The following is a 21,491-nucleotide window of genomic DNA, read 5'->3' on the forward strand; positions in this document are numbered from 1 at the left end:
TGTCGGCCCGCTTCGGCCCGGGGCATCGCACCCCGGGCCGAAGCGTTTCCTGGGCGGAACGCACAGGTGGCCCGCTCCGCTTCGTCGCGCGGCCCGGGGGCAGGACGCGGCCTTCCCGACCCGACGGGCACACCGACCCTCGCCGGGTGTGCCACCAGGCGAGGGTCTTCGGGCGTTCGGGGCCGGGGACTTCGCGCTCACCTCGGTGTCGGTGTCCCGGGTCATGCCGCGACCGGAATCCTCGGGCGGGGGCCGACCGCGATGATCGTCAGCGCCGCGGCCAGGATCGCGCCCAGCAGCAGGCAGATCGTGGTGAAACCCGCCGGTGCCAGGACGGCCGCCACCACGGGGCCGAGTCCGCCGCCCAGTCCGACCACGAAGCCGTGGCCCGCCAAGGCGGCGCCACGCGCTTCGCCACCGGCCAGGCCGACGATGGTCACCAACGCCGGGACCGCGACCGCCAAGCCCGCGACGTACACGGCCGAGCCCAGCAACAGCAGCGGCAGCGTCGGGGCCAGTGCTTCGACCGCCAGTCCGACCGCGCCCGCGGCGAGCGCCGTCATGGTCACCCGGTACGGGCCGTATCGGGTGATCATGGGACCGGCCAGGGCGCCCAGCAGGATGCCGGGCAGGCCGGGCAGTCGCAGGAGCAGGAGCGTGCCCGCCTCCGTGATGCCATATCGCTGTGCCACCACCGCGTTGAAGGCCGTGTACATGCCCACGAACGTCAACAGCAGCGTGACCCCGCCCGCGTAGGCGGCCAGCAACGGGCGGTTGCCGAGCAGCGTCGCGAACGACCTCGGCGTCGTCGTCCGGGCGGTTTCGGGCAGGCGGAGAACGGCGATCGCGGTCGCCGCCAGCAGCGGTGCCATCAGCCAGAACACCCACTGCCAGCCGAGCGCGCGGTCGACGGACAGCGCGTAGCCCTGGCCGACCAGTCCGGCCAGCAGGAAGCAACTGGACACCGCCGTCACGCCGATCGCACGCCGATCCGGTGGAACGGCCGCGGCCACGTGCGCCAACGCCACCGTGGGGAACGCAGCCACGACGAAGCCCTGCACCACCCGGACGACCAACAGCACCTCGAAGCTCCCGGCCGCCCCCGCCGCCAGGCAGGCGACGGCGCCGGCCATCGCGCCGACCGCCATCAGGTGCCGCCGGTCGAACCGGTCGGCGACGGTGCCCAGCACCAGGTTCCCCACCGCGAACGCCAGCCCGAAGCCACCACCGACCCAGGACGCGGTGCTCAGCGCCACCCCGTACCGCTCGGCCACCCCGGGTAACAGCGGGACGGTCAGGTAGAGCTGCGACACCACCAGGAGGGCGCCGATCATCAGCACGCCGATGGTCACCCACCACCGTCGGTTCTCGTTCATCGTCATCTCCAACTCATTGGTTGGAATCAGGTTATGCCCAGAGTGCGCACCTCCTTCAAGCGATCGAGACGGACTGTGACGTGGGTCGCAATTCCGCGATTCGGGCTCCGCTCCCCCGGCGGACGTGGCGTGCGACCAGCCCGGCCGTGCGGTCGGTTCGACCACTCGCGACCGGCTACCGGCGCATCCCCGAAGGCGCGGCGGCCACCCGGACTTCGTGGGACGACCCGCCCCTGACTCCACCGGCCTTCTGGTTGCACCCCAACGACTTCCGGGCAGGGCGAGCCGTCGGCCCGACCTCCTGCCGACGCGACCCGGTGGCGGCCGACCGGCCACGTGCGGTGCATGGTCGAAGTCGAGGAAGGGCAGGGAAGACGACCCGAGGGGACCGGGTGGTCCGACAGGCCCGAGGAACGGTGGCAAGGATCTTCCTCCTTCGACATGGACGACGGCGTGTTCGGCAGGCCGGCTGGAGTCGGTTGACGCGGTGGCGGGCCCGGTGCGGTGTCGGGCGGCCTGCCCGAACAGGGATGCGTAACGGCGGAAGACCTGGGCGATGCCGAACAGGTCCCCGCGAGGACTTGGAACGGGTTATTGCGTGGCAGCAACGGGGAGGACGGCACGGAGTGGTGCGGATCCGGTACGGAAGGGCGTCCGACCGCGGTCGGTGTGCGGATGGAGCCGTTGCCGTGGTGGGAAACCGACGCCACTTGGCGGGTCTGCCGCACTGTCACCCACGATCGACACTTCCGACCGGCGGTTGACCGGGGCAGTAGACCGACCCCGGGCCGCCACGGGCCATGGCGGTCGGGTAGGTCCGCCACGGGGCACCGGTGCGCGGCTTCCGCGGGATCGCGTTGATCACCTGACGGTGACCCGGCCGCCCTCCGCGTCCGGACGCCGGTGACGGCGGCTCGATCGCCGTCCACGCACGATCGGTCGGTCCGCCACGGCCGGCCACACCTGGACCACCGGACACACTGATCACCGACTTACCGGACCTCGCCTACCTCCTTTGGAATCGACCATCTCGGTCGGATCGCGCCGACGTCGGGCGGCCGCGATCCCGACCCGTCGTCGGTCAGGCCCTGGCGGTCCGAGCCTGCCGCCAGGTGCCCTGCCCACCGCCGGTCGTCAGCCGTCAGCCGCCGACCACCACAGCCGTCAGCCCGAGCCAGCCGCGCTCGGCCTGAGCCGGTCGTCGGTCGAAGCCCGGTCGCGGCCCGCACAGACCGGCGGTCCGCACCTGTTGCCGGCCGGTGCCCGGCCCGCTGCCGACCGGAGCCAACCGGTCGTGCCTGCCCCTGCCCTGCGGAGCGGGCAGCGGGCGGATGGCCGACAGGTGGGTGGTGGGGAGTCCAGGCGGGGTGGGAAGAACCGAAGGTGCGGTGGTCAGGGTGGTGGGTGGCGGTCTCCGGCGTTCTCGGCCAGGGAGCGGAGTTCGAGGGGACTCATGCCGGCCTCCAGGGCCAGGCCTACGAGCGTGGCCAGGCGGTGGGTCGGGTCGGCGGTCGTGGCCTGGTCCAGGGCTACGTTGGCCAACGCTCCCTCTCCTCTCAGGTAGGCCGAGACCGCCAGCAAAGTGGCTGGTTCGGCGCGTTCCGGGATCGGGGTGGCCCGGGTCAGCTCCGTCCACAGCAGCTCGGCCCCGCGGGCGTGCGGACCGACGGCATGGGCGAGGGCACCGTCGCGCACGTACGGATCCGACAAGGCATACGCCAGGTCGGCCACCTCCTCGTCGGTCAGGGGACGGGTCCGGTCGGCCGCACGGACGATCTCCGCCCGGACCAGGTCGTGGTCACGGGCACGCGTGTCCGGGTCGCGGAGGCGGGTGTACTCGTCCAGCAGCCGGGCCCTCCGGGTCAGGGCGTCCTGGGGATCGGGGGCGAGCAGGGTCGCCAACTCGGCTCGGGCCCGGTAGGTCACGTGGCCGCGCACCGCCGACTCCGCGGCGAACGCGGACGAGCGCGGGTCCGGGACACGTCCCGCCGTCCCCCGGTCGTGGTAGTCGAACCACGGCTGGTCGTCGTGGGTCGAGCGGGTCCACAGGGCATGGGACAACGTCACGTCGACGTGCGTGAGCAGGTGGGTCAGGTGCCCGATCAGGCTGTCGCGGGGCAGCCGCTCCGGCGGGTCGGCACCGCAGCCGCCCACCACGACCGCCAAGGCCGAGTCGACGCCGAAGCGCGCCACCGGCCCGACCAACCGGTGCGCCAACGCCGGGTCGTGGCGTGGCTCGCCCAAGTCCGTCCGGATGGTGGCGTGGACGCGGGAATCCTCCAGCGCCAGCAGGACGATCGAGTCTGACGGGTGGAAGCCGAGCAGGTGCGGCACGGCCGCGATCACGTCGCCGGGGCCGTCGAGGCGGGTGTGGTCCATGGGTCCACTGTGGCCGGGTCGGTGGGAGGGTGCACGCACCCGGTCCGAAACTGTGGACAACTCGGGGGCCTGTGGATAAAGACCCCGCCCTCGGGGAAAGAGGGCGGGGTCCGACGAACGGGAAGTCAGCCGATGGCGCGACGAAGCGCCGCCGTGCCACCCACGACGGGCAGCTCCACCTCGGTCGACTTCAGGTCCAACGACAGCCCCGCACCCGGCTTCGGGCGCAACGTGTAGTCGTAGTCGCTGGACAGCAGCACGAACTCCACCGAGTGCCCGGCCTTCACGATGTAGTCCGTGGGCTGGAACTCGACCTCGATCCGGTACTGCTTGCCGGTCCGGATCGGCGTGGTCACCGACTCGTCGACCCGGTTCTGCGGGTCGGTCCACCCGCGCGTGATCACGTGCGACGTGCCGTCCGGCGCGCGGTCGACCAGCAACGCGGTCACGTTCGCCGCCGGCCGGTCGAACGACAGGCCGAGCTCCACCCGGGCCGTCCCGGAGAACCGCAGGTCACGCGACGTGGCACGGGTCCCGTAGGACAACCGGTTCGGCGACGACGGCGCGTCCGCCAACGCCTCGGCCTTCTGGGTCGCGTCGTCGCGCAACGACTCCACGACCGGCCGGCCGTAGTTCTGCCCGAGCTTCAGGGCACCCTTCGACGAACCGCCCGCGCCCAGGTAGGCCCGCGCGGTCGACGTGCCCGGCGCCGGCCAGTCGGCCTCGTCGGTCCAGGTCGTCCTGTCCTCGCGCTGGATCGTGGACTTCGGCTCGCGGTCCACGCCGTTGTCGATCCCGAACAGGTAGTGCGTGAACCACCGGTTGAGCGTGCGCCGCCACTCGGCCGACCGCAGCGTGTCCGGGTCGGTGTGCCCGGACTGGTGCAGCCACAGCTTGTGGTCGACCCCGTTGCGCCGCAACGCCTCATACCACTGCGCCACGTGCTTGGTCTTCACGTTCCAGTCGCTCAGACCGTGCACGGCCAGCACGGCCGCCCGCACCTTGTGCGCGTTCTTGACGTAGTTGCGCTCGTCCCAGAACGAGCTGTAGTCGCCGGTCACGCGGTCCTGCTTGGCGACGAGGTCGGCGATGACCGGCTTGCAGATCTCCCGGTCGGTGCGCGTGTAGACGTACTCGGCGAGCACGTCGAGGTCCTCGCCCTGGTACGTGCCGGGCGCGACCACGGCGCCGTCGGCGCGGTAGTAGTCGTACCAGCTCGAGATGGCCGCGATCGGCACGATCGCCTCCAACCCCTTCACGCCGGTGGACGCGACCGCGTTGGGCAGTGTGCCGTTGTACGACACACCCATCATGCCGACCTTGCCGGTCGTCCACGTGGCCTTGACGTCCTTGCCCGCCGCGTCGCGCGCGGTGGCCCGGCCGTTGAGCCAGTCGACGACGGACTTCGAGCCGATCGTCTCGTTGCGCCCGCCGGAGGTGGGGCAGCCGGAGGACTTGCCGGTGCCCAGCGACTCGCCGTACACCACGGCGTAGCCGCGCTGGATGAAGTACGACTCGTACCGGGTGGAGATGATCGGTCCGGCGGACGGCCCGACCGACGCGGCGATGCGCTCGTCCGCCTCGGCCTTGAGGACCGATCCGTCGCGCCGGTCGTGGCCGCCGTGCCGGTTGGGCACGTACAGCTCGAGGTCGACGTTGTGGTTGGCGACGGGGTTGCCGCCGGAGAAGTACGGGCTGTTGAGGAACACGACCGGCACCTTGAGGCCGCGTTCGGTCGCCTTCTGCCGCACGACCTCGACGTAGACCTCGTCGTCGCGGCCGTCGCGGTCGCTGTCGACCGGCGCACGCACCCAGAGGCTCTCCTTCACGACGTCGGTCGCGCTGAAGACGGGTTGCGCCTCACCATCGCGGAACACCGGCTCCTCGGTCGCGGCGTGTGCGACCGCGGGCACGAAGCCGAGCGTCACCAGAGCCGCGACCAGCGCGGCTCTCCGAGCACCCTTCACTTGGCGAACCCCCATCATGTGTGGGACAGGATGGGGGCACCCTTCCTGCACGGTGCGAGACGTGTCAAGGGCTCCCAAAGTCCACTGTGGACAGTTCGGGAGAACCCTACGATCGGCCCTTGACCAGCGCCGGAGCCACCCGGACGGAGGCCAGGACGAGCGCGCACGCGGCGAGCGCCGCACCCACCCAGTTCGGTGCGGTCCAACCGAATCCGGCGTCGATCGCCACGCCGCCGAGCCACGCGCCGGCCGCGTTGCCGAGGTTGAACGCCGCGATGTTGGCCGCCGACGCGAGCGCGGGCGCACCCTCCGCCTGGCCCAGCACCCGTGCCTGCAAAGGGGCTACGGTGGCGAATCCCGCCACGCCGAAAAGCGCGATGGTGATCACGGCCGCCACCGGCCAGTGGGCCGCGGCCACGAACACCAGCAGCACCACCGTCAACGCCAGCAGCACGCGCCGCAGGTTGGGCATGAGGTCCCGGTCGGCCAACCGCCCGCCGAGCACGTTGCCCACGCACAGCCCCGCGCCGAACAGGACCAGCAGCCACGTGACCGCGCCGGAGGAGAACCCGGCCACCTCGGTCATCATCGGCGCCACGTACGTGAACGACGCGAACACCGCCCCGAAGCCGAACGCGGTCGTGGCCAGGGCCAGCCACACGCCCGGTCGGCGGAACACGGCGAGTTCCCCGCGCAGCCCGTCCGATCCCGGCAGGCGCGGCACCAACGCCAGCACCCCCACGGCGCCCGCGACCCCCAACGCCGTCACCGCCCAGAACGTCGACCGCCACCCGAACGCCTGCCCGAGCGCGGTCCCCAGCGGCACGCCCAGCACGTTCGCGGCCGTCAGCCCGGTGAACATCAGCGCGATGGCCCGCGCCCGCCGGTCCGGCGCCACGAGGTCGGCCGCCACCACGCTGCCCACGCCGAAGAACGCCCCGTGGCACAACGCCGCCACCACGCGTCCGACCATCAGCACCGAGTAGTCCGACGCGACCGCGCACAACAGGTTGCCCAGCACGAACAACCCCATGAGCCCCAGCAGCAACGTCTTACGCGGCAGCCGTGCGCCCAACGCGGTCACCAACGGCGCACCGACAACGACGCTCAACGCGTACCCGGACACCAACAACCCGGCCGTGGGGATCGACACCCCGAGGTCGCGCGAGACCTCGGGCAGCAGGCCGACGATCACGAACTCCGTGGTGCCGATGCCGAACGCCCCCAGCGCCAAGGCGATCAACGCGGGCGGCATCACCGCTCCCCCAGCCACGCCGAGACCTCGGCCAGCAGCGTCCGCGCCTCGTCCAGCACGCCGTCCATGAGCAGGAACGCGTGGATCGTCCCCGGGAACCGCCGCAGCCGGACCGGGACGCCCGCCGCCGCCAGACCGGCCGCGTACCGCTCGCCGTCGTCGCGCACCGGGTCGTACTCGGCCGTGGCCACGAACGCGGGTGGCAGTCCGGTCAGGTCCCCGCGCCCCGGCGTCGCCTCGACGGGCGTCGTCGCACCCACGTACTGGTCCCAGAACCACCGCATCGTGTCGGCGTCGAGCCCGTATCCCTCAGCGAAGTCCACAGCGGACTGTGTGCCGAAGTCCCGGTCCAGCGCCGGGTAGACCAGCACCTGGAACGCGAACGGCACGGTCCGCCGCAGGGTCAGCGCGGCGGCGAGGTTCCCGCCCGCGCTGTCCCCGAACACCCCGATCCGGTCCGGTTCGACGCCGAACCGGACCGCGTTGCGCACGAACCACGTGGCCGCGGCCTCGCAGTCGTCCAGCGGCACGGGGAACGGGTGCTCGGGCGCCTTCTGGTAGTTCACCGCGAACACCACGTGCCCGGTGGCCTCGGCCAGGGCGCGCAGGATCACGTCGTAGTGGTCGAGGTTGCAGATCGTCCACCCGCTGCCGTGCAGGAACACGATGCCCGGCAGCGGGCCGTCGAGGCGGGGCCGGTAGACGCGGGCGGGCAGGTCGGCGGTCGGTCCGGGCACGAACAGGTGCTCGACGGACACGTCGGCGGGTGCGCCCTGGAACGCGAGGTAGCCCCCGGCGGCCGAGCGCGCGGCGGCCGGGGTGGTCACGGGCGCGGCACCGGACAGCTTGTCCAGCACGGCGCGTGCCTGGTCGTTGAGTGGCATGAGTCGATCATCGAGTCGCGCGGAACCATAAGTCCAAGGCTTGTCTTTTCTCCTTGCCATAAACTGCATTCATGACGCTCCGCCAGTTCGAGTACCTGGTCACGGTCGTCGACGAGGGCTCTTTCACCCGCGCCGCCGAACTGCTGCACGTCACGCAGCCCGCGCTGTCACACCAGATCAGGGCGTTGGAACGCACCGTGGGCACGCCCCTGCTCGACCGCCTGCCCCGGACCGTGCGCCTTACGCCGGCGGGCCGCGCATGGGTGCCCCATGCTCGTGCGGCACTGGCAGAAGCCCGACGCGCGCGCACCGCCGCACGCCGGGCCGCCGACCTGGAGGGCGGCGAACTGCGCCTGGCCACGCTCTACTCGTTCACGCTCGGCGGCCTCCTGCCGCCGGTGCTGCGGCGGTGGCGTGCCGAGCACCCCGACGTCCGGGTCGACCTGATCGAGCACCGGCACGCCGACGAGTTGCGCGAGTCGATGGCACGCGGCGACGCGGACCTGGCGATCGGGCCGGACCCGGTGAACTGGGCCGGCTACCGGGAGGTGCTCGGCGTGGAGGAGTTCGTCGTGGTGCTGCCGCCGGACTTCGCCCACGACGGTCCGATCGACCTGTGCGCGTTGAAGGAGACCGGCTGGGTGCATTACGCCACGACGAACGGACTCGCCGAAGTGCTCGACAACGCCTGTCGCACCAGGGGTTTCCAGCCGCGCGTCGCGGTGCGCACCGAGCAGACGGCGGCGGCGCCGGTGCTGGCGGCGGCCGGGCTGGGTCCCGCGCTCGTGCCGCGCGGCGTGCTGCCGGACGTGTTCGACGGCACCGTGCTGCGGCCCGATCCACCGGTGCGGCGCACGCTCGTGGCGTACGCGCACCGGGCACCCGATCCGCTGACGGCGGCGTTCGTCGCGCTGCTCGCCGGGGCAGGATGGGACGCATGAGGCTCGTGATCCTGGGCGGCGGCGGGTTCCGCGTGCCGCTGGTCCACCGGGTGCTGGCGAACGACGACCTGGTCACCGACGTGGTGCTGCACGACGTGGACGCGGACCGGCTCGCCGCGATCGGCGCGGTGCTGGACGACCGGCCGCACACGACCGCCACGACCGACCTGGACGAGGCGCTGACCGGCGCGGACTTCGTGTTCTCGGCGATCCGGGTCGGCGGCCTGGCCGGGCGCGCGATCGACGAGGAGGTCGCGCACGCGCACGGCGTGCTCGGCCAGGAGACGGTCGGCGCGGGCGGCATCGCCTACGGCCTGCGCACGGTCCCGGTCGCCGACCACATCGCCCGTCGGGTCGCCGCTATCGCCCCGGACGCCTGGGTCGTCGACTTCACCAACCCGGCGGGCCTGGTCACCGAGGCGATGTCCCGGCACCTCGGCGACCGGGTGATCGGCATCTGCGACTCGCCGAGCGGCCTGTGCCGCCGGGTCGCGGGCGCGCTCGGCGTCGACGGCGCCCGGTTCGACTACGCGGGCCTCAACCACCTCGGCTGGCTCCAGGGCGTGTACGTCGGCGACGAGGACCTGCTCCCCCGCCTGCTGGACGACGACGCCGCGTTGCGCACGTTCGAGGAGGGCCGCTTGTTCGGCGGCGAGCGGCTGCGCGCGTTGGGCATGATCCCCAACGAGTACCTGCACTACTACTACTCGACGCGCGAGGCCATGGGCGACGGCCGGGGCGCTTTCCTGCTGGGGCAGCAGGAAAAGTTCTATTCGGGCGAGGTCGACTGGGAGACCACGCGATCCGAGCGCGAGGCCACGTACATGGGCGGCGACCGCGACACGCTGGACGGCGGCGGTTACGAGCGCGTCGCCCTCGCCCTCATGCGCGCGATCGCCCTGGACGAACCGGCCGAGCTGATCCTCAACGTGCGCAACGGAACCACTCTGTCCACAGTGGACGAGCAAGCGGTGGTCGAGGTCCCGTGCCGCGTGGACGCGCGCGGCGCCCGGCCGCACCCGGTCAGCCCCCTGCCCGACGACGCCGCCGCGCTCGTCTCCGCCGTGAAGGCCGTCGACCGGCTGGTCCTGGCCGGCACGCGCGATACCGCGCTCCAGGCGTTCGCCCGCCACCCGCTGGTCGATTCGCCGACCGTCGCGCGGAGCCTGCTCGACACCTACGTCGACCGGCACCCGGAGCTGGCCTACCTGAGGTGACGCCGCCCCAACGAGTCCGCGCGCCGCGTCGTCTCCGGCAGCCGGGTCCGGCACAGCCGCAGGACCTCGGCGCACGCCCGGTCCAGGTCGATCCGGTGTCCCACCGACACGAACACCGGCTTGACGTCGTCGCACGTGCGCAACGCCCGACCCACCACCTCGCCGTCGTCCACCAGGTCGGTGCAGGAACCCTTCGCGGTACCCGGCAGGTCGTACGGTCCCATCGGCGTCTTGGCCACGCCGATGGACGGCAGATCCGCCAGCACCCCGAGGTGGCACGCCAGACCGAACCGACGCGGGTGCGCCACCCCCTGACCGTCGCACACCAGCAGGTCCGGCGCCACGGTCAGCTTCTTCACCGCCGCCAGCAGCGAGGGCAGCTCGCGGAACGCGAACAACCCGGACACGTAAGGGAATTCCGCGACCCCGGACACGACCGCCTCGTCCACGGTCCTCAGGTCCGCGTCGAGCACCACGACCGCGCCCACCACCCGGTCGTCGTCCCCGTAGGCGACGTCGAGCCCGGCGACGAACCGCGGCGTGAAGTCCGGGTCGGCGACCGCGCGCACCAGGGGGCGCAGGCGTTCCTGCTCGGCGACGGCTTCCTCGACGGTCGGCACACCGGGCAACCTATCCTGGCCCCGTGTGGAACGGTGACCAACTCGACCTCGACGCCTACCTCGACCGCGTCGACTACCGCCCGGAACGCGACCGCACGGTCACGTTGCGCGGCCTGCACCGGGCGCACCTGCGCGCGATCCCGTTCGAGAACGGCGACATCGTCGCGGGTGTCCCGATCGCGCTCGACCTGCCGTCGATCCAGGACAAGCTGGTCGGCAAGCGGCGCGGCGGCTACTGCTACGAGCACAACCTGCTGTTCGCGGCCGTGCTGGACCGGCTCGGCTACCAGGTGACGGGCCTGGCCGCCCGCGTCGTGCTCGGCCGGCCGGGCGACGTGCCGGCCACGCACGCCCTGCTGCACGTCGACCGCACGTGGCTGGTCGACGTCGGTTTCGGCGGCGGTGGTCTGCTGGAACCCCTGCCGCTGGTCGAGGACGCGTTCCAGGCGCAGGGCGGGTGGAGCTTCCGGCTCGACCTCGACGAGCCGACGGGCGTCTTCACGCTCCAGACGTACCGCGAGAACGCGTGGACCGACCTCTACCGGTTCACCAAGGACCCGCGCACGCCGGCCGACTACACGGTGCTCAGCCACTACCTGTCCACGCACCCGAACTCGCCGTTCACCGCACGGCTGCTGGTGCAGCGGACGGAGGACCACGCGTTGCGCCGGATCACCGGTTCCGAGTACTCGGTGACGAGCCCGGACGACGCGACGACCACGCGCACCCTCACGCCGGACGAGCTGACCGCAGTGCTGCGGACCGACTTCGCGGGCCTGGAGTTGCCGACCGGAGTCACCCGCCCGGTCGATTAGCATCCTGTGGATGGACGTCCTCGCGTTCGTCGGCACCGTCCGCTTCGACGGGCAGAACGGGTTCCTCGACGACCTCGACACGCCCGAGGGGTTCGCGGCGTGGTCGGGCTCGGCACCCGACGAGGACCTGCGCCAGCGCGTGGTGCGCCTGCGCTGGGCGACGCGGTCGCTGCTGGCGCACCTGGTCGACGCGCCCGACCGCGCCGACACGCCGTTGCTGTTGGCGCCGGACGTGGCCACGGCCGTGCTCAACGACGCGGCGGCGCGCGTGCCCCGGTACGCCCGGCTGGAGTGGGCGACGCGGCCGGCCATGCGGTACGTGGACGCCGCCGACCCTGCCGACCGGTTCGTGGCCGGTCTGGCCACGGCGGCGATCGAGTTCCTGACCGGCGGTGAGCGGGAACGGGTACGGGCCTGCCCCGCACCCCGGTGCGTGCGGTTCTTCGTGAAGGCCCACCCGCAGCAGCAGTGGTGCGCACCCGCGTGCGGCAACCGCGCGCGGGTGAGCCGCCACTACCACCGCGTGCACGCCGGCTAGCTAGCCCTGCGCGATGTACGCGGCCAGGTGTTCCTGGCCCGCCTCCAACTGGTCGATCCGGCTCTTCACCACGTCGCCGATGCTGACGATGCCGACGAGTTCGCCGTCGTCGAGCACGGGCACGTGCCGCACCCGACGCTCGGTCATGTGTACGGTCAGCGTGTCGACGGTGTCGCTGCTGGTGCACGTGTACAGGTCGGTGGTCATGATCGAGGCGACCGGGTCGGTCAGCAGTCCGCCGCCCCGGGAACCGAGGTGCCGCACCACGTCCCGTTCGGACACGATGCCCGCGACGGTGCCGTCCGCGACGACGACCAGGGCACCCACGTTGTGCGCGGCGAGGGCGGAGACCAGCTCCGCCACCGACGCGGTCGAGTCGACTGTCTCCACCCGGGAACCCTTGGCCCGCAAGACGTCCGCGATCCTCATGTGGTGCCTCCCGCGATCTCGTGGTCGGTACCTCTCACAGGTTACGGACCAACCGGACGTTTCGGGAGGTCACGGACCCGTTGGGACCAGACCTGAACGATGCAGCCCGCCGCGGTGACCGCGATCAGGGCGACGACGACCGTGCCGAAGCCGGTCGCGGCGGCGGCCAACGCCGGTCCGAGCGAGAACCCCAGTGTGCGCAGCAACGTGCTCACGCCGCCGGACGTGCCGATCAGGTCGGGCGGGGTCGCCGCCAGGATCGCGGCCGAGTTGGGTCCGGCGAACAGGCCGTGCCCGATGCCCAGGACGAACAGCCGCCACGCCACGTCCCACGGCGCGGCCGACTCGTCGAGCGGCAGGAGCGCGACCGTGCCGACGAGCACGACGACCGCACCGGCGAACGCCACCCGCGCCGCGCCGAACCGGTCCGCGAGCACGCCGCCGACCGGCGAGAACGCCGCCATGCCGGCCGACGTGGACAGCAGCACCAGGCCCGCGACCGTGGCCGACCGGTGCGCCAGGAGGTAGGGGACGACGAAGTTCACCGCGGCGATACCCGTGACCACGAGCGGCAGGGCGAACAGCGACGACGCCGACGCGCGCGTCCGCAGCATCGTCCGGACCGGCCGGACCTGCGGCAACCTCAGCCAGATCACGAGGGCGACGGCCGCGAGCGGCAGCCAGTACCCGCCGAGGAACAACGCCGTCGCGCCGACGCCGACCACCGAAGCCTCGACCAGCGACCGCCGGCCGGGCGCGGGCAGGCCGCCCTTCGCCGGAATCGTGCGCCGACCCACCACGAACGCGAGGACCACCAGCGGCACGTTGATCGCGAACACGGCACGCCAGCCGAACGCGTCGGTCAGCAGCCCGCCGACCGCCGGTCCGGCCACGCCGCTCACCGGGAACAGGGCCAGCACCAGACTCATCGCCCGCCCCCGGTGCTCGGGCCGGGACACGGCCGCGACGAGCGGGATCGTCAGGGCGCCGAGCAATCCGGCGAACACACCCTGCACCGCACGGGCCGCGAGCAACAGCGGGGCGTCCGGTGCCACCGTGATCAGCACACTGGCCACGCCGAAACCGCCGACCGCGAGCAGGAACGCCGACCGGGGACACGCCCGGTCCAGCCACCGCCCGGCCGGGACCGCCAACGCCACCAACGCCAGGTTGTACGCGTGCAACACCCACTGCGTCACGGTCGGTCCGGCGTGGAGTTCGGTGCCGAGCACGGGCAGCGCCACGCCCACCACGGTCAGGTCGAGCGCGGCCAGCACCACGCCCAACGCCACCGCCACCACGGCACCCCACCGGGTCCGCTCGATCGGGATCGTCATGCGCCCACGGTCGTTCTAAGGCGGCCGGGCGGGCATCGGGCACGAGCCCTATTCGAACAGCCGCAACCGGTGCGCCGCGGCAGCCGCCGCCACGCGGTTGGCGACACCGAGCTTGCCCAGGATGTTCGACACGTGCACGCTCGCGGTCTTTGTCGAGATGAACAGGCGGGCCGCGATCTCCCGATTGCCCAGACCGTCGGCGACCAGCCGCAGGATCTCGGTCTCGCGCGGCGTCAACCCGAGCCGGGACCGCCGTGCCCGGCCCGCTCCGTCGAGCACGACCCGCGCCCGTCGCGCCAGGTCCGCGAGTCGCGCGCGCATGTCGACGGCACCGAGCCGGTCGGCGAGGTCGACGGCCCGGCGCAGCGCGTCGGCCTGCCCCCTGGGGTCCGACCGGACCACGTCGAGCAGCGCGCGAAGCGTTTCGAACGGGCGTCCCAGCGCCGTCCACACGTCGGCTGCGGCGGGATCGCGGTCCACGGTCGCCGCCCACGCCCGGTCGACGGGGCAAACCGCCGGCGGGCGTGGCAACCCGACACCGACTTCGGCGGCGATCGCGACCAGCGGCCAGGTCACCGGCGTGGCGGCACGGACGACGTCGGCCGCCACGTCGTCGCGTCCGGCCGCACGGTGGAGGTGCGCGGCGAGCACCGGGTCGTCGCCACCGAGCGCCCGTGCCCGGTCCAGGCACCGCTCGGCCCGATCGGGGTCGCCCCGGTGCAGCAGGACGAAACCGCGTCGGCACAACAGGTCGGCGTGCCGCGCGGCGGGCGGCACGAGGTCGAGCGCCTCGGCGACGACCCGCAGCGCCTCGTCCCACCGGCCGGTCGCGATGAGCACGTCGGCCAGGTCGATCGCGTGCACCGCGCCCGACGACCGGGCGACACCGACCTCCTCGGCCACGCGCAGGCCCCGGCGTGCCGCGGCCTCGGCTTCAGCGGTCGAGCCGTGCGCGGCGGCCAGCAGGGACTCGTAGTGCGTCGCCCGCAGCACGATCCGGTGCGCGGCCAGTCCGGACGCGATGTCCCGTGCCGTGCGCAAACGCTTGGCCTGGTCGTCGGGATCGCCGGTGCGCAGGTCCAACGCCGCCAGGGTGATCAACGCGCCCGCGCGGGCCGGACCGTCGCCCGCGCAGGCCCGGAGCGCCGCGTCCCGCGCCTCGTCGCGCAGACCCGCCTCCAGCAGCCGCACGGCCAACGAGTTGAGCAGGTACGAGCTGATCCGGTCGTCGGACACCAGTCCCACGGCCGCGCGGTGGTCGTCGAGCGCGTCCGGCAACGGCCGCAGGCGGGCCCGCTGCTCCAGCACGGCGGCCACCCGGACCGGTTCGGTCCGGGGATCGAGCCGGGACAGCAGTTCCGTGGTCAACTCCACGCCGCGTGCGTGCTCGCCGGCGCGGGACGCGGCCTCCCCCGCCGACTCCAGCACCGATTCGCGGTCGACACCGAGGTGGGCGGCGTGCGGCCACAGCTCCAGGACGAGGTCGAGCAACGCGGACTGCTCGGCGAACGCGAGGGCGGCCCGTGCCCGCCGGGCAGCACGCCACGCCGTCGTGACCGCGCCTGCCGGATCGCCGGCGCCGAGCCGGTGGTACGCCAACGCCGCCGACTCCGGCAGGACCGCGGCGTACCGGGCGTGCAGGTCGGCCCGTTCGCCGGGCAGCAGATCGCGGTGGACCGCGTCGCGGATCAGGGCATGGCGGAACGCGTAGCCGTCGCCGTCGACCGACAGCACACCACTGTCCACTGTGGATCGCATGGCGGAAACGTCCACCACGCGGGAAAGAACGTCGTGCGACACCCGGTTCCCGGCCACGGACGCGGCGCGCACGATCGCCACCGCGTCGGCGGGCAACCGGTCGACCCGGCCCAGCAGCAGGCGGTCCGGCGGCGGACCGCCGACGTCCACCAGCGCCTCGACGAAGAGCGGATTGCCACCGCTGCGGTCGAAGACCTCGCGCACGAACGCCGGTTCGGGCTCTTCGCCCAGGATCGCGTGCACCTGGGCACGCACCTCGTCCCGCGAGAGCCGTTCCACCTCGAACCGGCGCACGTGCGGCAGCCGGGCGAGTTCGGCCAGCAGGCTCACCGGCTCGGCACGCTCGTCGGACCGGTAGGTCACCACGAACACCGACCCCGGGACGGAACGCTGGTTGCGCACCAGGAAGTCCAGCAACGCCCGACCGGCCGGGTCCAGCCAGTGCGCGTCCTCCACGACGAGCACGACGGGACGCCGTTCGGCCAGGCGTGCCAACAGGATCAGCACACCCTCGAACAGCCGGGGCCGTGCGTCGTCGGCGAACGGGACCCCGTCGCGCAGGGGCGCCAGGGCGGCGTCGTCGACACCGCGCAACGCCGCGACGAACGGCGCGTACGGCAGTCCGGGCGGGGCCACGCAGCCGCCGACCAGTGCCGTCACGTCGTGCGTCGCCAGGAACTCGGCGACCAGCCGGGATTTGCCGACCCCGGCCTCACCGCCGACGAGCACCGTCGCGGGCGCGGCGTGGACCGCGCCCGCGAGGTGCTCCACCTCGGTCGTCCGTCCGACCAGTACCGGGCTCGTCATGTCGAGCCGCGACAGTAGTCGGCGCTCAGCCTCCCGTGCGGCGGAATGCGACCCGCCGGGGCACGTGGGACGAGCGCAGCGTCCGACCGGGGAGCGCGGTCACGGCTTCGGACTTGCCTTTGCCGCGCCGCTCGCGCCGGTTGGGCACGGGCTGGTTCTCGGGATTGTCGTCGCGCATGGTGGGCATGTGCGCCTCCTCGAAATGGGTCGAGGGCATACAGAGGTCACGACGGGACGAAGCCGTCGTTCAAGCCGCTAAGGCCACCGTGAAGGAGCGCGACCGGATCACCGGGCGTCGCGCGAAGAAGAGGAGAACCCTCAGATCTGGAACATGCCGACGACGCTACCGCGCCCGTCGGCGGTTGCCAACCGATTATCCGTCTAGCCCTCGATGATCTCCACGACCTCGCCGTCGATCACCAGCGGCTGGTCGAAATCGGCCCGCTCACTGAAGAAGCGGTGCGCGAACGCGCCGACGGCCCGCGTGGTCACCGCGTCGAACCCGCCGCCGATCACCCCGCCGACCAGGGGCACGCCCTTGGCCAGGGTGATGCTCGCCCGGCTGGTGCCGTACTTGGCCAGGAGTGTGAACCCGACCCGCTTGTTGATCTCCCGGATGAGGTGCGCCGGAACCCGCTCGATCAGGTTCATGGTCAGTTTCGCGCCGACCCGGATGCCCGCCTTCTTCAGCAGCTCCGTCCCGGCGTTGCCCAGCAGGCACACCAGGATCGCGGTGCGCACCTCGTCGCTTTCCAGGTCGTGCCCGCGCACCGCGGCGATCGACGCGATCAGGTGCGTCTGCACGAGGTAGGCGGCGGCGATGTTGGCGGGCAGCGTGACCGGCAGCGTGATCAACCCGCCCAGGTTGGTCGCGAACCCCTGCACGCCGGCCGCCGCCACGTGCCGCCGGATGAGGTACCGGACGGCCTCGTCGCGCGACAGCCCACGCCCCAGCGCCTCCGCGGCCATCGCCTGGGCGCTCTTGAACGGCCCGAAGCCCTCGATGCCGACCCGCAGCAGGTTCTCGATCGCACCCTGCCCGACGCGGGCCAGACCACGCTCCTCCACCATGACGCGAGCCTACGCCGCTAGGCGGGCAGCGGGTCGTCCTGCGGCGCGGCCACCACCTTGCGACTGCGCCGGTTGCGCTTCTCCAGCGTCGTCGCCAACCAGGTCAGCAGCAGGCACATCGCGATGTACAGCGCCGCGACCGAGATCGTGATCGGCACCAGCGGCCGGCCGAACTGGAAGTCGCCGCCCAGGTAGCGGGCGTAGTAGAGCAGTTCCTCGTAGGTGATCAGGAAGCCCAGCGCGGTGTCCTTGAGCAGCACGACGAGCTGGCTCACGATCGCGGGCAGCATCACGCGCAGCGCCTGCGGCAGCAGCACCAGGCGCATGACCTGACTCTTGGCCATGCCCAGCGCGTACGCGGCCTCGCTCTGCCCGCGCGGCAGCGACAGCACGCCCGCGCGGAACACCTCGGCCAGGACCGCGCCGTTGTACAGCGTCAGCCCGAGCACCACCGAGAAGAACGGCGCGCCCAGCGCCAGGCCGTAGTGGAACATGAAGATCAGCACGACCAGCGGCACGGCGCGGAAGAACTCCACGACCACGGTGGCGGGCACGCGGATCACGGCGTGGTCGGACAGCCGGGCCATCGCGAACACCGCGCCGAACAGCAGCGCGAGCACGGCACCTGCGCCGAACGCCTTGAGCGTGTTGAGCAGGGCGGCCAGCAGGTCCGTCTGGATCTTGGTGTACTCGATCCAGGTCCACTTGGAGCCGCTGAACTGGCCGCTGACCGCGAAGCGGTAGGCGACGAACGCGAGGACGGCCACGACGGCGAGCGCCCCGACGACGCCGTACACGCGGTGGCGGACGCGGGCCCTGGGCCCGGGAACGTCGAACAGGACCGAACTCATCGCGCGATGCTCCAGCGCTTCTCCAGGCTGCGTTGCAGCAGGGTCATGGGGATCACCAGCACGACGAAGAACAGCGCGACCCAGGCCAGGCCGACGAGCTGGTCCTCACCGCGCTCGGCCAGGTTCAGGCTGATCGAGCCCGCCTGGAACACCGAGAAGCCGGCCGCGATGGTGGTGTTCTTGAGCAGCGCGTTCAGCGTGCTGACCATCGGCGGCACGACCGCGCGCAGCGCCTGCGGCAGCACGACCGAGCCGAGCATCTGGCCGAACGTCAGGCCCAGCGCCCGGGACGCCTCGGCCTGGCCGACCGGCACGGTGTTGATGCCCGCGCGCATGACCTCGCACACGAACGCGGCCGTGTACAGGGTCAGGGCGATCACCGCGGCCACGAAGTAGTAGCTGCCGAAGTCCCGGGTGTTCACGATCCCCAGCAGCGGGAACGCGAACGCGAAGAAGAAGAACACCAGCGTCAGCGGCGTGTTGCGGACGATGGTCACGTACGTGGCGCCGGCCGCGCGCAGCACCGGGACCGGCGAGACCCGCAGCATGGCCAGCACCACGCCGAGCACCAGGGCGCCGGTCCCGGACAGCAGGAACAGCTCGACGGTGTCGAGGAAGCCGGGACCGTACAGGTCGAGGTTGTCGAGCAGGACGTCCATTCGCTTCCTCGATCAGTGGGGACGGTGCGCGACCGGCCACCCCCGGCGGCCGGTCGCGGTCGTGATCAGCGGTTCGGGACGGACCTCAGTAGCGGTCGATGACCGGCTTGTCGGCCGAGCTGCCCGACTTGCCGAGCGTGGCGTCGTAGATCTGCTGCCACGCGCTGCCCGAGATGGCCTCGTCCAGGATGTCGTTGATCTTGGTGCGCAGCGCCTTGTCGTCCTTGGCCAGGCCGACGCCGTAGGGCTCCTTGGTGAACGGCTTGCCCACCACGCGGAACTTGTCCGGCTCCAGCGAGGCGTAGCCCTTGAGGATGGCGTCGTCCGTGGTCACGGCGTCGACGGCACCCTGGTCGAGCTGCTGGACGCACTGCGAGTAGTTCTGGAACTCGAGGATGTTCTCGGGCTCGGTCAGCGCGTTGGTCTTGACGTACTGGATCGGCGTCGAGCCGGTCACCGAGCAGACCTTCTTGCCCTTGAGCGTGTCCGGCCCCTTGATCGAGTCGTCACCCTTGCGGACCAGCAGGTCCTGGCCGGCGGTGAAGTACGGACCGGCGAACCCGATCTGCTCCTTGCGCTTGGCGTTGATCGTGTAGGTGCCGACGTAGTAGTCCACGTCGCCGTTGATCAGCGCCTGCTCGCGGCCCGCCGAGGCGATGGCCTTGTACTCGATCTTGTCCTCGGTGAAGCCCAGCTTGGCCGCGATCAGCTTCGCGATCTCGATGTCGAAGCCGGTGAACTTGCCGGTCTTGGAGTCCTTCAGGCCCAGACCCGGCTGGTCCTCCTTGACCCCGATGATCACCTTGCCGCGAGACTTGATCTTGTCGAACGTCGGTGAACCCTCGACCTTCACGTCCTGCGCGACGGCCTGGGTGGGCGCCGGGGTGCCCTCACCCGGTGAGCCCTCCTTGCCGCAGGCGGTCAGGGCCAGACCGCTCGCCAACAGCGCAACCGCAAGGGTGCGAACCCTCATCGTCGTTTCTCCTGCTCTTCTTGGGTCGAGCGACGCCGGGCGCGCCGCGGTCGATCGACGTCAGTGCGTCAGGATCTTGCCAAGGAAGTCCTTCGCGCGGTTGGACTTCGGCGAGGAGAAGAACTCCTCCGGCTTCGCGTCCTCGACGATCTCGCCGTCCGCCATGAAGACCACCCGGTCGGCCGCCTTCCGGGCGAAGCCCATCTCGTGCGTCACGACGAGCATGGTCATGCCCTCCTTCGCGAGGGTGGTCATGACGTCGAGCACCTCCTGGACCATCTCCGGGTCCAGCGCCGAGGTCGGCTCGTCGAACAGCATCACCTTGGGCCGCATGGCCAGCGCGCGGGCGATCGCGGCGCGCTGCTGCTGACCGCCGGAGAGCTGGGCCGGGAACTTCTCGGCCTGGTTGGCGATGCCGACCCGTTCCAGCAGCTCCATGGCGGTCTTGCGGGCCTCGGCGGCGGGCAGCCGGCGCACCTTGACCGGCGCGAGCATGACGTTGTCGACGATGCTCTTGTGCGCGAACAGGTTGAACGACTGGAAGACCATCCCGACCTCGGCGCGCAGCTTCGCCAGCGCCCGGCCCTCGGCGGGCAGCGGCCGGCCGTCGACCTCGATCTGCCCGCGGTCGACCGGTTCGAGGCGGTTGATCGTGCGGCACAGCGTCGACTTGCCCGACCCGGAGGGACCGAGGACGACGACGACCTGACCCTTCGGCACCTCGAGGTGCACGTCCTTGAGAACATGCAGGTGGCCGAAGAACTTGTCCACGCCCGCGATCCGGATCATCGGCGGAACGGCGGTGGTCATCGAATCCTCCAGCTGGGGGTTCTCGAGCGTTGGCGGAAACCTAGGTGTGCCCGACCACACCAGTCCAGGCGGTTGAGCAAGACTTAGGGTCTCAACTCTGTCACAGGCGGCGACGAGAATCGGGAGGACGGGCCGTGCGCGTACTGCTGGTCGAGGACGACGACCGGGTCGCGGAGGCGCTGGTCCCGGCGTTGACCCGGCGGGGTTTCACCGTCGTCCGCCAGGCGACCGGACGGGGGACACTCGATAGGTTGGCCGGGATCGACGTGGTGCTGCTGGACCTGGGACTGCCCGACATGGACGGCGTGACGCTGTGCCGCCACATCCGGGCCGCCAGCGACGTGGCCATCATCGTGGTGTCCGCGCGCGGCGAGATCGACGACCGCATCCTCGGCCTGCACGCGGGCGCGGACGACTACCTGGTCAAACCTTACGACGTGGGCGAACTCGTGGCGAGGGTGCATGCGGTGCGCAGACGGCGCGGCGACCCGGTCTCCACGGCAACGGCCGTGTTCGAGGTCGCGGACGTGCGGCTCGACCTGGCCCGGCACGAGGTTACCGTCGGCGGCGAACCGGTGGCGTTGTCACGCAAGGAGTTCCAGGTGTTCGCGCTGGTCGTGGCCGCCGGCGGCGCGGTGTGCACGCGCGAGCGCATCATCGCCGAGGTGTGGGGCCGGTCGTGGGCCGGCGCCAACCGGACGCTGGACGTGCACGTGGCGACGTTGCGCACCAAGCTCGGCCGACCGGCGCTGCTGGAAACCGTGCGCGGGGTCGGGTACCGGCTGAACGCGGACGGACCGTGAC

General features: G+C 71.9%; 20 protein-coding genes. 5 read left to right on the forward strand and 15 right to left on the reverse strand.

Annotated elements, in window-relative coordinates; all coding sequences use genetic code 11:
• Positions 1-221 precede the first annotated feature (221 nt).
• From F4559_RS24640 to F4559_RS24665, 5 genes are all read right to left on the reverse strand, one after another.
• The gene (locus F4559_RS24640) at positions 222-1,376 is read right to left on the reverse strand and encodes an MFS transporter (RefSeq protein ID WP_184672501.1); all 1,155 of its coding nucleotides are present in this window, start codon (positions 1,374-1,376) and stop codon (positions 222-224) included.
• 1,392 nt (positions 1,377-2,768) lie between these two features.
• Positions 2,769-3,755 (reverse strand): DUF4192 domain-containing protein, encoded by a 987-nt coding sequence (locus F4559_RS24650; RefSeq protein WP_184672503.1) that lies wholly within the window; start codon positions 3,753-3,755, stop codon positions 2,769-2,771.
• Positions 3,756-3,880: 125 nt separating this feature from the next.
• Complete coding sequence (locus F4559_RS24655) at positions 3,881-5,722, reverse strand: Xaa-Pro dipeptidyl-peptidase (protein WP_312865803.1); 1,842 nt, start codon at positions 5,720-5,722, stop codon at positions 3,881-3,883.
• Positions 5,723-5,828: 106 nt separating this feature from the next.
• On the reverse strand, positions 5,829-6,977 hold the full coding sequence (locus tag F4559_RS24660) for an MFS transporter (RefSeq protein WP_184676162.1): 1,149 nt from the start codon (positions 6,975-6,977) through the stop codon (positions 5,829-5,831).
• Positions 6,977-7,861 carry an alpha/beta hydrolase gene (locus F4559_RS24665; RefSeq protein WP_184672507.1) on the reverse strand — a complete coding sequence of 295 codons (885 nt, stop codon included), beginning with the start codon at positions 7,859-7,861 and terminating at the stop codon, positions 6,977-6,979. The genes F4559_RS24660 and F4559_RS24665 overlap by 1 nt, the downstream gene beginning before the upstream one ends.
• A gap of 71 nt (positions 7,862-7,932) precedes the next feature.
• On the opposite strand from F4559_RS24665, the gene F4559_RS24670 reads away from it, so the two are divergent.
• Entirely contained in the window at positions 7,933-8,802 is an 870-nt protein-coding gene (locus F4559_RS24670; protein ID WP_184672509.1) for a LysR family transcriptional regulator, read from the forward strand.
• A complete protein-coding gene (locus tag F4559_RS24675; RefSeq protein ID WP_184672511.1) occupies positions 8,799-10,019 on the forward strand; it encodes a family 4 glycosyl hydrolase in 1,221 nt (406 codons plus the stop codon). The genes F4559_RS24670 and F4559_RS24675 overlap by 4 nt, the downstream gene beginning before the upstream one ends.
• Here F4559_RS24675 and F4559_RS24680 read toward each other — a convergent pair.
• Positions 10,007-10,639: an endonuclease V gene (locus F4559_RS24680; RefSeq protein ID WP_312865804.1), complete on the reverse strand. Its 633-nt coding sequence runs from the start codon at positions 10,637-10,639 to the stop codon at positions 10,007-10,009. The genes F4559_RS24675 and F4559_RS24680 overlap by 13 nt on opposite strands.
• A gap of 23 nt (positions 10,640-10,662) precedes the next feature.
• Here F4559_RS24680 and F4559_RS24685 point away from each other — a divergent pair, with 23 nt between their 5' ends.
• Both F4559_RS24685 and F4559_RS24690 read left to right on the forward strand, forming a co-directional pair.
• Complete coding sequence (locus tag F4559_RS24685) at positions 10,663-11,454, forward strand: arylamine N-acetyltransferase family protein (RefSeq protein ID WP_184672515.1); 792 nt, start codon at positions 10,663-10,665, stop codon at positions 11,452-11,454.
• A gap of 10 nt (positions 11,455-11,464) precedes the next feature.
• Positions 11,465-11,992 carry a CGNR zinc finger domain-containing protein gene (locus F4559_RS24690; RefSeq protein WP_184672517.1) on the forward strand — a complete coding sequence of 176 codons (528 nt, stop codon included), beginning with the start codon at positions 11,465-11,467 and terminating at the stop codon, positions 11,990-11,992.
• On the opposite strand, the gene F4559_RS24695 is transcribed toward F4559_RS24690, so the two are convergent.
• The 9 genes from F4559_RS24695 to F4559_RS24735 form a co-directional block, all read right to left on the reverse strand.
• Complete coding sequence (locus F4559_RS24695) at positions 11,993-12,421, reverse strand: CBS domain-containing protein (RefSeq protein WP_184672519.1); 429 nt, start codon at positions 12,419-12,421, stop codon at positions 11,993-11,995.
• Positions 12,422-12,462: 41 nt separating this feature from the next.
• Complete coding sequence (locus F4559_RS24700) at positions 12,463-13,758, reverse strand: MFS transporter (protein WP_184672522.1); 1,296 nt, start codon at positions 13,756-13,758, stop codon at positions 12,463-12,465.
• A 48-nt stretch (positions 13,759-13,806) separates the two neighbouring features.
• Positions 13,807-16,323 carry a helix-turn-helix transcriptional regulator gene (locus F4559_RS36105; RefSeq protein ID WP_184672524.1) on the reverse strand — a complete coding sequence of 839 codons (2,517 nt, stop codon included), beginning with the start codon at positions 16,321-16,323 and terminating at the stop codon, positions 13,807-13,809.
• Positions 16,324-16,348: 25 nt separating this feature from the next.
• Entirely contained in the window at positions 16,349-16,510 is a 162-nt protein-coding gene (locus tag F4559_RS24710) for a hypothetical protein (protein ID WP_184672526.1), read from the reverse strand.
• Between the two features lie 194 nt (positions 16,511-16,704).
• Positions 16,705-17,394 carry an EcsC family protein gene (locus tag F4559_RS24715; RefSeq protein ID WP_184672528.1) on the reverse strand — a complete coding sequence of 230 codons (690 nt, stop codon included), beginning with the start codon at positions 17,392-17,394 and terminating at the stop codon, positions 16,705-16,707.
• A gap of 17 nt (positions 17,395-17,411) precedes the next feature.
• Positions 17,412-18,245 carry an amino acid ABC transporter permease gene (locus F4559_RS24720; protein ID WP_184672530.1) on the reverse strand — a complete coding sequence of 278 codons (834 nt, stop codon included), beginning with the start codon at positions 18,243-18,245 and terminating at the stop codon, positions 17,412-17,414.
• Complete coding sequence (locus F4559_RS24725) at positions 18,242-18,904, reverse strand: amino acid ABC transporter permease (RefSeq protein ID WP_184672532.1); 663 nt, start codon at positions 18,902-18,904, stop codon at positions 18,242-18,244. The genes F4559_RS24720 and F4559_RS24725 overlap by 4 nt, the downstream gene beginning before the upstream one ends.
• An 85-nt stretch (positions 18,905-18,989) precedes the next feature.
• Positions 18,990-19,877: a glutamate ABC transporter substrate-binding protein gene (locus F4559_RS24730; RefSeq protein WP_184672534.1), complete on the reverse strand. Its 888-nt coding sequence runs from the start codon at positions 19,875-19,877 to the stop codon at positions 18,990-18,992.
• 60 nt (positions 19,878-19,937) lie between these two features.
• The gene (locus F4559_RS24735; protein ID WP_184676164.1) at positions 19,938-20,666 is read right to left on the reverse strand and encodes an amino acid ABC transporter ATP-binding protein; all 729 of its coding nucleotides are present in this window, start codon (positions 20,664-20,666) and stop codon (positions 19,938-19,940) included.
• A 155-nt stretch (positions 20,667-20,821) separates the two neighbouring features.
• Here F4559_RS24735 and F4559_RS24740 point away from each other — a divergent pair, with 155 nt between their 5' ends.
• The gene (locus F4559_RS24740) at positions 20,822-21,490 is read left to right on the forward strand and encodes a response regulator transcription factor (RefSeq protein WP_184672537.1); all 669 of its coding nucleotides are present in this window, start codon (positions 20,822-20,824) and stop codon (positions 21,488-21,490) included.
• The last annotated feature ends 1 nt before the right edge of the window (position 21,491 follow it).

This window comes from Saccharothrix violaceirubra (assembly GCF_014203755.1).
Taxonomy (GTDB): domain Bacteria; phylum Actinomycetota; class Actinomycetes; order Mycobacteriales; family Pseudonocardiaceae; genus Actinosynnema; species Actinosynnema violaceirubrum.